The following is a 12,548-nucleotide window of genomic DNA, read 5'->3' as shown; positions in this document are numbered from 1 at the left end:
AAGAGCGAATATAGTATGTCAGATGCCAGCAACCAAACCACCATATTCCAGTTAGCAGATCAGTTTATCGCCCTCGCCAATGAACTGACCCAGCAAGAAGGCGACGTCGGCAAGGTTGGCACCGCCCTGAGATTTGCCGCCGCCCGCTTCAACGCCTTTGAAGCCTCGATCAAGTCTGCCGATCTGGGCGCCGAAAAAGCCAATGCCCTGGAGTGGTTTACCGCCGAATATCGCGACATGTTGGATGACAACCTGGAAGATCACATTGCCAATCCTCCTGTGGTCAACAGCGAAGAAGCTGCCGAACCGGCCGATAATGCCGTGCAGCAATTCAAAGTCTGAGTTCCGTTTATTGCCGCTGCGGGGCCTGTGTCCCCGCACTATTACACCATTCCGGCTCTGTCCTTCTCGATCCCGTCAGCCGCATCACTGTCTCTGTTTCTTCCGCGACACTTTCAAAATTTATTTGAATATCTGCCAATTACAGGCATAAATACCAGAGTCATCAACAGGACTATTCTCGGTAAGCGCGCATGATACGAGCATTGCAGGACTTGAAAATATTCAGCGAAACCGCCAGACAGGGCAACCTGTCGCGGGTGGCACAACAGCTTGATCTGACTCCGGCCGCTACCAGCGCCGCCATCAAGCGCCTCGAAGCCCAACTCAACACCGTACTCTTTGTTCGCTCTACCCGCAGCCTGCGTCTGACACAGGAAGGTGAAATCTTTCTGCAGCACTGCAATGAAGCCCTGAATATTCTCGACGACGGCTTTCAAGCGATCCAACGAGGTCAGAGCCTGCTCAAGGGCAAGTTACAGTTGTCATTGCCATCGGATCTCGGCCGCAACCGTTTGTTGCCGATATTGGATGAATTTATGGAACGCCACCCGCAGGTGAGTATCAGGGTGCAGATAAGCGATCGCCTGACGGATATCTACCGCCAACCCGTCGACATAGCGTTCCGCTACGGCCTGCCGGCCGACTCGGCGCTTATCGCCCTGCCGCTTTGCCGCCAAAATGACAGGGTGTTGTGCGCTTCTCCCGACTATATTGCCAGGTTCGGTGCGCCGGGCAGCCCAGAGGAACTGGCACAGCACAACTGCCTGTGCTTTATGCTGGCCGATGCGACTCACAGCAGATGGCATTTTCAGTCAACGTCGGGCCAAATCACTGTGCAGGTCAAAGGCGATAGAGTCGCCGATGATGGCGAGTTGGTGCGGCGCTGGGCCGTGGCCGGCAAAGGCATAGCCTACAAGTCGCGGCTCGATATCAGCGAAGAGCTGAAAAATGGTCAACTGCTGCAACTCTGCCCCGAGTGGCGCGGTGAAGAAGCACCGCTCAATATGCTCTGTGCCGACAGACGTCAGCTCAGTCCTTTGGTTATCGCCCTCAGGGAACATCTCGAGCAGGCATTGCAATCACAGCAGTGAATAGATCACCCGCCCGGCCAACAGGATAAGCACCAGGCCGCTGAGGCGGTCAATCAACTGCGCCTTTTCTCTCAGCTTGGGCAGTACCCTTGGTTGAGACAACAGGAAGGCTATCAGGGTGTACCAGAGGCCATCTACCAGCATAGGGGTCAAGACTATGATGCCTCGCCCCAGCAGGCTGTCTGCGGCGGCAACAAACTGGCTGAACAAGGCCAGGAAAAACAGCAAAATTTTCGGGTTAAACAGCGAAATGGCAATGCCATCGCGGGCGGCTGTCAGCATGCTCGTCGGCTTGCCGGCACTGAGTTTTTGCTGCATGCCGCCCTTGGATTGCAGTGCCTGAATCCCAAGCCAGGCAAGATAAAGCGCCCCCAATATGGCGATGCCGTTAAACAGCAGAGGGGTGTGTTTCAGTACCACTGCCAAACCCAAAAGGGTGATAAAGGCGTAAACACCTATCCCCAAAGAATGCGCCCAGGCGCAGGTAATGCCGCGACTGCGACCGCCACCCAAGGTGTGACGCACCACCATGGCCAGACTCGGCCCGGGTGACATGGCCCCCAAACACGAGATAGCCACCAGTCCCAACCAATCACTCCAATTCATTGTTCCCCCTCAATGAAACACACCATTTTGCCCTGTCTTGTGCAAACACCGGTCTCATATAGAACAAGCACCTTTCGCAACAGGTTGGTCAATATACTCTATGAAGCCAGCGCTTTCGAGCCGCCAATTTTCAATTAGTTTTAAGGCTTGCTGACTATACTGAGCGCCCATATAGCTCCCTAAACCCATTGAGGCCCGGATGATACTTACTCTCAGCATATTGGCTCTGCTCAGCCTGATAGCGGTGATTGTGCTGCTGCTAATCAAAAAACGCCGCGGCGCCAAGATCCCCATGGCGGTGATCCTGGTATTGGGGGGAATGGCTTTTTGTGTCGCCGCCGTGGTCAGTTTTGTGTATCGCGGCGAAGATTATGAAGCTTACCGGGAGCTGCGCTGGCAAGTCCTAGACAGCCAGGCAATCCCGGCTCTGGTGGCCAAAGGTAAGACAGTCGTCGTCGATGTGAGTGCCGATTGGTGCCTGATTTGCCAGGCCAACAAGGCCAATGTGCTCCATAGGGAGCAGATAGTCAGGGCGCTGGCCGAGCCGAATATTGTATTGATGCGTGGCGACCTCAGTAAGCCCAACCCGGCGGTATCCAACTATCTCAGCTCCCAGGGCGTTGCCGGGGTGCCTTATAACCGCATCCATGGCCCGGCCGTGCCCGAAGGGGTCGTAATGCCCAGCGTCCTGACGGTCAACGATCTGCTCAAGGTGCTGGCTCATGTTCAAATCAGCCAGTAAGGCACGATATATCGTGCCTTTGTACTTGCAAGCCCGGTAAGCGGCTCTATACTGGCGCAGACCTCAGTGCCGAAGGAGCCGCCCTTGTCTGACTCAAACAGCTTTTTGCCCGAAAACCGCCTCTTGCTCAATGCCGTCAGTGAAGGCATTTATGGTTTTGATCTTAAAGGTAATGCCGTCTTTATTAACCCGGCGGCCGAGAAGATGACCGGCTGGAGCGCCGCCGAACTCTTGGGGCGCAAGATCCACGACTTTCACCATCACAGCCACGCCGATGGCAGTGTCTATCCCCACGAAGATTGCCCCATCTATCAGACACTCAAAGATGGCAAAGCCAGAGAAATAACCACGGAAGTCTTCTGGCGCAAGGACGGCAGCTGCTTTCCCGTACACTATAGTTCCACCCCAGTTTGGCAGGACGGTAAGCTCAAGGGCGTAGTAGCGATATTTCGCGACATTAGTCTGCAAAAGCAGACTGAGTTGTCGCTGCGTCAGGCGCTGGAACAGGTACAGGCGCTATCGGAACAACTGGCCTCGGAAAACTCCTGGCTGCAGGCCGAGCTGGAAGACAAGACGGGCACCCAGGAGATTGCCGGTAACAGCCCGATGATCCAAACCCTGCTCAAACAGTTGCGCCTGGTGGCTAATACCGACAGTACCGTGTTGATCCAGGGGGAAAATGGCACAGGCAAGGAGCTGGTCGCCCGCCAGTTGCACAGACTCAGCAGCCGCAAAGACAAGCCGATGATCTCAGTCAACTGCGCCGCCTTCTCTGCCGGACTCTTGGAGAGCGAACTATTCGGCCATGAGAAAGGCGCCTTTACCGGTGCCAGTCAGCGGCGTAAGGGGCGCTTCGAACTGGCCCATAGAGGCACCCTGTTCCTCGATGAAGTGGCCGAACTCAGCCTCGAGGCCCAATCCAAGCTGCTGCGGGTCATTCAGGAGCAGGAGTTTGAACGCGTCGGCGGCAGCGACAGTATCAAGGTGGATATTCGACTGATCGCCGCCACTCATCACGATCTGCAGCAGCGGGTGGAGCAAGGGCTGTTCCGGATGGATCTCTTCTACCGACTCAATGTCTTTCCGCTCAAGGTCCCGGCACTGAGACAGCGGCGGGAAGATATCCCTGAGCTGGTGCAACAACTGCTCAAGAGCCTGTCATTGAAACTGGGTAAACCCCTGGCGGGCGTTGATGGCGATAGTCTGCGGCGGATGATGCAATATCAATGGCCGGGAAATGTGCGTGAATTGCAAAACCTGCTGGAACGGGAAGCCATCCTTGCCCGCGAGCCGATACTGCATCTCGCTCCCTTGCCCAGCGATACGCCGCTGCCAACTGTGGGTCAGACTCTGGCCGAAGTGGAAGCAGCTCATATCAAAGCGACACTGGACGCCTGCCACTGGCGAATATCCGGCCCAAGGGGCGCGGCCAGCAGTCTGGGGCTGCCCCCCAGCACCTTGAGATCGCGGATGCAGAAGCTGGGGATCTGCCGCCAGGGCAGTTGAAGCCGAGGCTGAAAACCAAAAACCACAAAAGTCACGATATATCGCCAACTCACGCTATGTCGTGAGCTTTTATTTATCCCAATGAAATAATATTAGATATAAATCAATAAGTTAAACATGCATTTTAACTGGCACGTCTCTTGCGATTGCCTAGCCGTATGTCAGTCGTCATTCAGGAAATAGCATGGTTCAACAGGCAAGACAGTCATCGGAAGCGATTCCGGTCACTTTTATCCCCTCCCCCCAAGATAAAAAGAGCAGCCACCAAGGCGGTAAAATCCACTTTCGTAGCCAACGCGGTTATTTTCAGCGTTGGCGCAGCGGCCTCAACGCCCTGTTGATAGCCCTGTTTCTGTTACTGCCCTTTATCGACTGGCAGGGGCGACAGGCGATCTGGTTCGATCTGGCCAATCAACAGTTTTACTTTTTTGGTGCTAGCCTCTGGCCCCAGGATTTTACCCTGTTGGCCTGGTTCTTTATCGCCGCGGCCTTTGCCCTGTTTTTTGTGACCCTGTTTTGGGGCCGCGTCTGGTGTGGTTATCTCTGCCCGCAAACCGCCTGGACTTTCGGCTTCGCCTGGGTAGAAGAGAAGCTGGAAGGCAGCCGTAACCAGAGGATCAAGCTGGACGCTTCGCCCATGAGCCTCAGCAAGGCCAGCAAACGCGGCGGCAAACACCTGCTGTGGATATTGATTTCACTGCTCACCGGCTGTGGCTTTATCGCCTACTTTGTACCGGCCAAGCAGTTGTATCCGGAGATTTTTACCTTCTCCGCCGGTTTTTGGGATAGCGCCTGGGTGTACTTTTTTGCCCTGTGTACCTATCTCAATGCCGGTTGGATGCGTGAGCAGATGTGCCTGCATTGCTGCCCCTACTCAAGGTTCCAATCAGCCATGTTCGATTCCTTCACCAAGACAGTGACCTATGATACCCAGCGCGGTGAAAGCCGTGGCCCAAGAAAACGCAAGCAAGCCACAGAGCTTGGCGACTGTGTCGACTGTAATCTCTGCGTCGAGGTGTGCCCAACCGGGATAGATATTCGTAACGGCCTGCAATATGAGTGCATCAACTGTGGCGCCTGCGTCGATGCCTGCGATCAGACCATGAGCAAGTTTGGCTATCGCCCCGGGCTCATCTCCTATACCAGTGAAGAGTCACTGACCAGGCAAACTCCGCCACTATGGCAGCGCAAACGCTTTATTGGCTATGGCGCCGCCTTGCTGGCGATACTCTGCACCATGGGGCTGGATATCTACTCGCGGGATCCCATCACGCTCAATGTGATCCGCGACCGCCAGAGCCTGTACCGGGAAACCCTGGATGACGGCATAGAAAACAGCTATCTGCTGAAAATACGCAATAAGACCCAGCAGGATAAGCAATACCGGATAGAGATCAGCGGCGCCCTGCCCTATCAGTTGTCAACCAATCGCGTTCACATCGCCGCCGGCGAGCAGTATGAATTGCCGCTGACCTTGACTGTGCCTGTGGCGCAAATCGACAACAACCGCAGCAATCTGCTGTTTAAAGTGCTTGAGGCCGATGCGCCAGATAATAGCGTCAGCCAGAAGTCGGTATTTTTTGCCCCGTGAGTTGCCTCAGGGCGGCGAAGTGTTTCACCCGGCTTCGCCGCCCGCTTTTTTATCCTTTTCTCTGCTGGGCAATCAGCCCCTGCAGTATGCTTTTCACCTTGCTCTGCTGGTCATCTCCCAGCAGAGAACCATCTTCGGTAAAGGCTTCGTGAGCCTTGGCAAGCGCCAACTGCTCGGGCAATACCAGCGCCCCCAGGTTAAACATCAGCTCACGGACCGGGGTCAAACCTCTGAGCCCCCCGAGTGCCCCCGGGCTTGCCGCCATCAAGGCCACCCATTTACCGGCAAATACATTACCCGCAGGTTGAGTTGCCGGACGGGACAGCCAATCGATGGCATTTTTCAGTGCCGCGGTAATGGATCCATTGTACTCAGGACATACCAGCACCAGACAATCGCTCTGCAACAGCTTGCTCTTGAGTGCCACGGCAGCCTCGGGGGCGCCAAATTCGGCCTCGTCATCCTGATTGAGCAGGGGCATGGGAAACGCATTCAGTGTCAGCACCTCAGACTCCAGCCCCAGCTCGGCGGCCACGGCGGCGGCATAATGGGCTAGACGGGTGTTGAACGAGCCTTTTCTCAGGCTACCGGAAATAAACTTTATCCGCAGTTGCTGCATGTTTTTATCCTTAATTACAGTCAATTAACCCATTTATTGCAGAGGATTTTTCATCTGGCACCATTGCCTTGGCCGCGCTTTGCCTCTAACCTGAACTCTGATCATTACTAAGCACCCCAAAAGGTGCAGAAAGTGTCGGGGGAAGCACGGGCCAAAGTTAACATCATGGCTGGATAAGCATTCAAAACCCAATAACAATAATAAATTCCAAAGGAAAAGGTGATGACAAGAGTGATACAGAATCAGGTATACGATAGCCAGACTCAGTTGGATTTTTCCCGCTATGACTCTCTTGCGGATATGATAGTCAGCAGCTGTGAGCGTTACGGCGACAAGAGCGCCTTTGCCTGCCTCGGCAAGGCCATCAGCTTTCGGGAACTGGAGAGGGATTCACGCGCCTTTGCCGCTTTCCTGCAGCACAACACCCAGCTGCAAGTCGGCGATCGTATCGCCATTCAACTGCCCAATATCAGCCAATTCGTTATTGCCGCCTATGGCGCGATTCGCGCAGGCCTGGTGCTGGTAAATACCAACCCCTTGTATACCGAACGGGAATTGATCCATCAGTTCAAGGATTCCGGCGCCAAGGCGCTGGTGGTGTTGTCAGATCTCTTGCCGATTCTGGCCAAAGTCGTTGCCAGCACCCCGATTGAAACTGTGATATCCACTCATCCGCTGGATCTTATCGAGCCGCAAATTCAGCCCAAAACCGGCCTGAAAAACCTCGAATTTACCAAGGTTCTTGAACAGGGACGTCAGCTGGAGTTCACCGAAGTAAAGCTGAAGCTGGACGATCTGGTGGCGCTGCAATACACGGGCGGTACCACAGGCCTTTCCAAGGGAGCCATGCTCAGCCACAAAAACCTGATTGCCAATGCCATGCAATGTGAATCCCGTATCGGCGCCAACCTGGTACAGGGGGAAGAGATCTTCGTCGCCCCACTGCCCATCTACCATATTTACGCCTTTTTGGTGAATCTGGTGCTCTATTTTGAGCGCGGCGCCCTGACAGTGCTCATTCCCAACCCGAGGGACATCGCCTCGCTGATCAAGACCTTGGCCAAATATCCCTTTACCGGATTTGCCGGGCTTAACACCCTTTTTGTTGGCCTGTGCCATCAGCAAGCCTTCCGTGAACTGGACTTTTCCCATCTGAAGATCACCATTTCAGGCGGTACCGCCCTCACCGAAGCCGCAGCCAAACTCTGGCAACAAACCACAGGCTGCACCATATCTGAAGGTTATGGTCTGAGTGAGACCTCACCGGTTATCTCCCTCAACGCGCCGGGGCTTGAACGTCTGGGCAGCATAGGCAAGCCGGTTATCGAAACTCAAGTGCAAATTCTCGATGGCAATGACCAGCCCCTGCCGCCAGGTCAAGCCGGTGAACTCGCGGTGCGCGGCCCTCAGGTGATGAGTGGTTACTGGCAAAAGCCCGATGAAACTGCGGCTGTGATGACAGAAGATGGCTTCTTCAAGACAGGAGATATCGCCATTGAGAGTGAAGATGGCTATCACAGCATAGTGGATCGCAAGAAAGATCTGATTATCGTTTCCGGCTTCAATGTTTACCCCAACGAAGTCGAAAACGTGCTGGCTCGCTGTGAGTTGGTACTTGAATGCGCGGTTATCGGTGTTGAAGATGAGCGCAGCGGTGAAGCCGTCAAGGCGGTAATAGTACTCAAACCTGAGGTCGATGCCGCCAAGGCTCAAGCAGCCATTGAGGCCCACTGCCGGGCAGAACTCGCGGCCTACAAGGTGCCCAAAATGATAGAGTTTGTCGCCCAGTTGCCCAAGAGCACGGTCGGCAAAATACTCAGGCGTGAACTGCGCAAATAAGCCAAATAAAAATGCCGCTTAAAAGCGGCATTTTTATTATAAGAACTCTTTTACTTTCAGCGTTCTACTACTGACGAAAGAAGTCCAGCAGATGGCTGAGGGCACAGATGGCGTGCACTATCAGAAAACCGATAAAACCGTGGGCCAGATGCTTATGCCAACCACGCCAGAGCAACGCATCACTGGAGCCTTGGGTCAAATACCAGAGTAAGCCTGTCAGAGCCACCCCAAGCAGCAACAACATCCCCAGCCCTTCTATCAGGCTGAACAGCCCCTTGCCGCCAGCAACCGGTAACTTGCCTTTGAACAAGCCGCCGATATCGGCACCTATCTGGCGCCAATCGCCGATAAACAGACTAAAGTACTGACGCCAGCGGCCGGAGGTGCAGTTACTCACAAGAAACGTCAGCGACAGCGGCACACACAGGAGCCCAAGATAGACATGGCTCAGATCCCAGAAACCGGCACCGGCCCTGATGCTGCGGATCATCATCAAACTGCTGCTACCCAGCACCAGAAACAAACACAAGAGAATTAACAACAAGTGTTGATGGGCACTATAGAAGCGCCAAAGACGTTGCAACAGATCCATTTCAGCCTCGCTTTAACCCGCCCTGGAGATCAGAGCCTGCGCCGCCAATTGCTCGGCAAATTCCTGCACCTTGTCCCAATTAGTGTATTCAATACAGGTATTGGGATCGGTCGGTCCCTTGGTGATCCACATGATGAAACGTATGATATTTCTGTCCATGGCTCCATAGCCCTGATAGTCAAGGTTGCCGCCAAATACGGCCAACTGCTTGGGCTTCCACTCTGTCTTCGCCAGGAATGCCTGCATGTAGGGATTGGTTTCCGGGGTGTTTTTTTCCGGCTTGCGCGCCACCAGACTCACGGAAAAGAAACCATTGGCCTTGCTTTCCAGTTGCTGCTGATGTTGACGGATATAGTCGAACACGGCAGGATTGTGCTTGCCGTGACGAATACTGGCTCCAATGGCGACCCGATCAAAATCGGCCAGATCCGGCGCATCATCTATCGCCGCCATGGTCACTTGCTGCCCCAAAGCGCCAAGTTGCTTTGCCATAACGTCACAGATCTTGCGGGTCTGACCATGCACGCTGGAATACAGCAGAAGAGTCTTGCTCACCTTAACCCCTAGTAGTTCAATCTCTTAGTACTGATGCCATCTTAGGTGATCCATTAGCTCATTTACATGAAACAGATCACGGGCAAAGGGCGAAACGCTATCCAAGCCGCGGAAATACCGAGTAGTTCACAAAAAATAACCGCTGTGGGAACCTAAGGATCACCGCCACCCAAGAAGCCGTTATGGCAGTGGAACCTTGGCGCTACAGCAGCTTTACAGCCGGATAATATTTTTCAACAAAGTTTTCTGGTTATCTCCAGGTTCTGGTATTAGCATAAGCTGATACTCTGCAGCCATTTTCGAAACAAGATGCAGCAACCAACCCGCAATCCCGAGGCCTTGCTACTGTGGATGACCTTTGTCATGTCCTTGGTATTTGCCGTCTGGCAGGCCCTGCTGAACAACTTTGTTATTGAAAGAGCACTATTCACCGGCGCCGAAATAGGCATGCTGCAAAGCCTCAGGGAGGTTCCCGGGTTTCTGGCTTTTAGCGCCATTTTTGTGCTGCTGTTGATTAAAGAACAGGCCTTCGCCCTGTTGTCGCTGGCGCTGCTGTGCATCGGGGTGGGCATTACCGGTTTCTTTCCCCAGGTATTGGGGCTCTATCTGACGACCATTTTAATGTCGGTCGGCTTTCACTACTTTGAAACCATCAATCAATCGCTGACCCTGCAGTGGGTCGACAAGTCCCAGACAGCAGGTTTCATGGGAAAGGCCATGTCATGGCGCGCCGCGGCCGCCTTGGGCGGCTACGGCAGCATCTGGTTGGTGATGACAGTCTTCAAGCTGGACTATGTCTGGATGTACAGCCTTATAGGGGCCTTGGGGCTTTTGATGGTAATCACTCTCTACTGCTATTTCCCCAAGTTCGATACCGGCGAAGTCCAGCACAAGAAAATCATCCTCAGAAAACGCTACTGGCTCTATTACCTGTTGACCTTTTTCTCGGGAGCCAGAAGGCAAATCTTCATGGTGTTCGCCGGCTTTATGATGGTGGAGAAGTTCGGTTACAGCGTCAGTGAGATCACGGCTCTGTTTCTGATCAACTATGTAGTCAACCTGCTGTTTGCCCCGGCCATAGGTCGCTTTATCGGCCGCATAGGAGAAAGGCACGCCCTGACCCTGGAATATATAGGCCTGGTGCTGCTGTTTATCAGTTATGCCCTGGTGGAGGACGGCCACATGGCAGCGGCGCTCTATGTGATAGATCACCTGCTGTTTGCCATGGCGATTGCCATCAAGACCTATTTCCAAAAAATTGCCGATCCCAAAGACATTGCCGCCACCATGTCGGTCAGCTTTACCATCAATCATATCGCGGCCGTGGTGATCCCGGTATTGCTCGGAGTGCTCTGGCTCAGTTCACCTGCGGCAGTGTTTTATATCGGTGCCGGACTCGCCGCCTGTTCGCTGTTGCTGGCACGCCTGGTGCCCAAGGCCCCGGCCCCCGGACGAGAACTCAGTTGGCACAAGGCCCTCGTTGCAGAAACCCAACAGCAGGAAGCCGGCTGAACTGCTGGACAACTAACTGAAAATTATGCATAAAGAAGCATAGTTTTCGCGAGAAGATAATCAGAATGGCAGAGGAAAAACTCCCCAGAGAAATAGAAGAGCCAGGTCAGGCATCGGCCCGCAAGAAGGCACTGCGCCTCGGGCGCCTGCTGGGGCTCGCCTCTGAACAGGACTATAAACCTGCCAACGCCAGCGTTGCCGAACGGGCGGCCTTTCGCATCGACAAACAACAAGCCCAGTACCAACGCAACCTGGAAAACATCTACGCCATGGCACTGAGCTATACCCCGTCCGATGTGACCGGGGTGGAGCTGGATCCCGACTGGGTACATCAGTTCTTCCAAATGGCCGAGCAGATCCACAATCGCAAGATGCAGGATCTGTGGGCTCGGATACTCTCAAGTGAAATCATCAATCCAGGTAATTTCAGCCTGCGTACCCTGGCAACCCTGAAACAGTTGACCTTGAGAGAGGCACACATACTGGAAAAAGCGCTGGGGATGGCGGTCAAGGTCAACAATGAGAGCCGACTCAAGCTTATCAGTGGTTACAGAGTCAGCGGCGGCATAGGCCAGTATTTTCGTAAACACAGCGCGGTCAACCTGGGGTTGTCGCAATTCGGCATGCCCTACTCAAGCATACTCACCCTGGTGGATGGCGGCATACTGCACAGGGGCGAGTTCGAAACCGGCATATTGGACAGCAAGAGCCCGCTGCAACTGCAGATCCAGCAGCAACACCTTAAGCTAACCCCAAAATCAGGCCACCTGCTGTTCAGCTACTACCGCTTTACCCCAGTGGGCGATGAACTGGCACTCTTGGTGCGTCCAAGGGAAGACGAAGCCTATATCAATGCGCTGAAGGCCTTGTTTACCAAAGACTTCAGCATTAGCTAGGCATCTACTAAGCCTCAGGCGCTGGCCTGTAATCGCGTCGACGGGATCACTTCCAAGGCTGAGAGGTAATCCAGCAATGCCTGCACCTGGGTATTGAGATCGCCCTTGCTGGTATCTATGGTCAACTCGGCAGCCAGCGGCTCTTCGTAGGGCGCCGAAATCCCGGTAAAGTCACGGATCTCCCCCTTACGCGCCTTCTGATACAAGCCCTTGGGATCGCGGGCCTCACACACAGCCAGCGGCGTGGAAACATGCACTTCGATAAAACGTCCCGCGGCAAACCGGCAGCGAATGGCATCGCGCTCGGCCCGGGTCGGCGAGATAAAGGCCGACAGTACCAGCAAACCGGCATCCACCATCAGGTGCGCAACTTCGCCCACTCTTCGCAGGTTTTCATCCCTATCGGCGGCGCTGAAACCAAGATCTTTGCAAAGACCATGACGCACATTGTCGCCATCGAGCAGATAGGTGTGAAACCCCGCCTCGAACAGTGCCCGCTCCAGGGCGCCTGCCAAGGTCGACTTGCCAGCGCCGGACAACCCGGTGAACCAAAGCAGCACAGGTTGTTGGCCCTTCTGGGCTGCCCTTGCCGCCTGATCGACAGCATGCTGATGCCAAACGATATCGGCATTGGGCTGGGTAGAATTCTTCATCGTC

The 12,548-nt window shown here is 54.3% G+C and carries 13 protein-coding genes; 8 read left to right on the top strand and 5 right to left on the bottom strand.

The annotated features are described in order from the left end of the window. Positions 1-15: 15 nt before the first annotated feature. The gene (locus ACMHXE_RS05455) at positions 16-342 is read left to right on the top strand and encodes a DUF3144 domain-containing protein (protein WP_101055704.1); all 327 of its coding nucleotides are present in this window, start codon (positions 16-18) and stop codon (positions 340-342) included. 191 nt (positions 343-533) lie between these two features. Beyond that, the gene (locus ACMHXE_RS05450) at positions 534-1,433 is read left to right on the top strand and encodes a LysR family transcriptional regulator (RefSeq protein WP_335916879.1); all 900 of its coding nucleotides are present in this window, start codon (positions 534-536) and stop codon (positions 1,431-1,433) included. On the opposite strand, the gene ACMHXE_RS05445 is transcribed toward ACMHXE_RS05450, so the two are convergent. Continuing rightward, on the bottom strand, positions 1,422-2,039 hold the full coding sequence (locus ACMHXE_RS05445) for a LysE family translocator (RefSeq protein ID WP_101055706.1): 618 nt from the start codon (positions 2,037-2,039) through the stop codon (positions 1,422-1,424). The two genes, ACMHXE_RS05450 and ACMHXE_RS05445, sit on opposite strands and share 12 nt — an antisense overlap. Positions 2,040-2,238: 199 nt before the next feature. On the opposite strand from ACMHXE_RS05445, the gene ACMHXE_RS05440 reads away from it, so the two are divergent. The 3 genes from ACMHXE_RS05440 (at position 2,239) to ccoG (ending at position 5,878) form a co-directional block, all read left to right on the top strand. After that, on the top strand, positions 2,239-2,781 hold the full coding sequence (locus ACMHXE_RS05440; RefSeq protein WP_413731609.1) for a thioredoxin family protein: 543 nt from the start codon (positions 2,239-2,241) through the stop codon (positions 2,779-2,781). Between the two features lie 84 nt (positions 2,782-2,865). Next, positions 2,866-4,287, top strand: a complete 1,422-nt coding sequence (locus ACMHXE_RS05435; protein WP_224867906.1) for a sigma-54 interaction domain-containing protein — start codon at positions 2,866-2,868, stop codon at positions 4,285-4,287. Between the two features lie 184 nt (positions 4,288-4,471). Beyond that, positions 4,472-5,878: a cytochrome c oxidase accessory protein CcoG gene (gene ccoG, locus ACMHXE_RS05430; RefSeq protein ID WP_413731607.1), complete on the top strand. Its 1,407-nt coding sequence runs from the start codon at positions 4,472-4,474 to the stop codon at positions 5,876-5,878. A 49-nt stretch (positions 5,879-5,927) separates the two neighbouring features. Here ccoG and ACMHXE_RS05425 read toward each other — a convergent pair whose 3' ends face one another. Further along, complete coding sequence (locus tag ACMHXE_RS05425; RefSeq protein WP_186265367.1) at positions 5,928-6,497, bottom strand: NADPH-dependent FMN reductase; 570 nt, start codon at positions 6,495-6,497, stop codon at positions 5,928-5,930. Positions 6,498-6,719: 222 nt separating this feature from the next. Between ACMHXE_RS05425 and ACMHXE_RS05420 the strand changes: the two genes are divergently transcribed. Next, positions 6,720-8,336 (top strand): AMP-binding protein, encoded by a 1,617-nt coding sequence (locus ACMHXE_RS05420; RefSeq protein ID WP_101055722.1) that lies wholly within the window; start codon positions 6,720-6,722, stop codon positions 8,334-8,336. 67 nt (positions 8,337-8,403) lie between these two features. On the opposite strand, the gene ACMHXE_RS05415 is transcribed toward ACMHXE_RS05420, so the two are convergent. Continuing rightward, entirely contained in the window at positions 8,404-8,928 is a 525-nt protein-coding gene (locus ACMHXE_RS05415) for a cytochrome b/b6 domain-containing protein (protein ID WP_413731604.1), read from the bottom strand. Between the two features lie 12 nt (positions 8,929-8,940). Continuing rightward, positions 8,941-9,483: a menaquinone-dependent protoporphyrinogen IX dehydrogenase gene (gene hemG / locus ACMHXE_RS05410; RefSeq protein ID WP_039033119.1), complete on the bottom strand. Its 543-nt coding sequence runs from the start codon at positions 9,481-9,483 to the stop codon at positions 8,941-8,943. A gap of 309 nt (positions 9,484-9,792) precedes the next feature. Between hemG and ACMHXE_RS05405 the strand changes: the two genes are divergently transcribed. Next, the gene (locus ACMHXE_RS05405; protein ID WP_186265365.1) at positions 9,793-10,995 is read left to right on the top strand and encodes an MFS transporter; all 1,203 of its coding nucleotides are present in this window, start codon (positions 9,793-9,795) and stop codon (positions 10,993-10,995) included. A gap of 65 nt (positions 10,996-11,060) precedes the next feature. Continuing rightward, on the top strand, positions 11,061-11,891 hold the full coding sequence (locus tag ACMHXE_RS05400) for a TIGR03899 family protein (protein ID WP_025886905.1): 831 nt from the start codon (positions 11,061-11,063) through the stop codon (positions 11,889-11,891). A 14-nt stretch (positions 11,892-11,905) separates the two neighbouring features. On the opposite strand, the gene cysC is transcribed toward ACMHXE_RS05400, so the two are convergent. Beyond that, positions 11,906-12,544, bottom strand: a complete 639-nt coding sequence (cysC, locus tag ACMHXE_RS05395) for an adenylyl-sulfate kinase (protein WP_025009979.1) — start codon at positions 12,542-12,544, stop codon at positions 11,906-11,908. Positions 12,545-12,548 lie beyond the last annotated feature (4 nt).

Origin of the sequence: Shewanella sp. BJSY2023SW007, assembly GCF_047314525.1 — a bacterium.
Taxonomy (GTDB): domain Bacteria; phylum Pseudomonadota; class Gammaproteobacteria; order Enterobacterales; family Shewanellaceae; genus Shewanella; species Shewanella chilikensis.
This window is presented reverse-complemented; position numbering and strand designations above follow the sequence as displayed.

Bases quoted from the DNA above. Each gene is read 5' to 3' on its own strand.
- ACMHXE_RS05405 (WP_186265365.1), top strand. From the start codon at position 9,793: ATGCAGCAACCAACCCGCAATCCCGAGGCCTTGCTACTGTGGATGACC.
- ACMHXE_RS05455 (WP_101055704.1), top strand. From the start codon at position 16: ATGTCAGATGCCAGCAACCAAACCACCATATTCCAGTTAGCAGATCAG.
- ccoG (WP_413731607.1), top strand. From the start codon at position 4,472: ATGGTTCAACAGGCAAGACAGTCATCGGAAGCGATTCCGGTCACTTTT.
- ACMHXE_RS05425 (WP_186265367.1), bottom strand. From the start codon at position 6,497: ATGCAGCAACTGCGGATAAAGTTTATTTCCGGTAGCCTGAGAAAAGGC.
- cysC (WP_025009979.1), bottom strand. From the start codon at position 12,544: ATGAAGAATTCTACCCAGCCCAATGCCGATATCGTTTGGCATCAGCAT.
- ACMHXE_RS05415 (WP_413731604.1), bottom strand. From the start codon at position 8,928: ATGGATCTGTTGCAACGTCTTTGGCGCTTCTATAGTGCCCATCAACAC.
- ACMHXE_RS05445 (WP_101055706.1), bottom strand. From the start codon at position 2,039: ATGAATTGGAGTGATTGGTTGGGACTGGTGGCTATCTCGTGTTTGGGG.
- ACMHXE_RS05420 (WP_101055722.1), top strand. From the start codon at position 6,720: ATGACAAGAGTGATACAGAATCAGGTATACGATAGCCAGACTCAGTTG.
- ACMHXE_RS05400 (WP_025886905.1), top strand. From the start codon at position 11,061: ATGGCAGAGGAAAAACTCCCCAGAGAAATAGAAGAGCCAGGTCAGGCA.
- ACMHXE_RS05450 (WP_335916879.1), top strand. From the start codon at position 534: ATGATACGAGCATTGCAGGACTTGAAAATATTCAGCGAAACCGCCAGA.
- ACMHXE_RS05440 (WP_413731609.1), top strand. From the start codon at position 2,239: ATGATACTTACTCTCAGCATATTGGCTCTGCTCAGCCTGATAGCGGTG.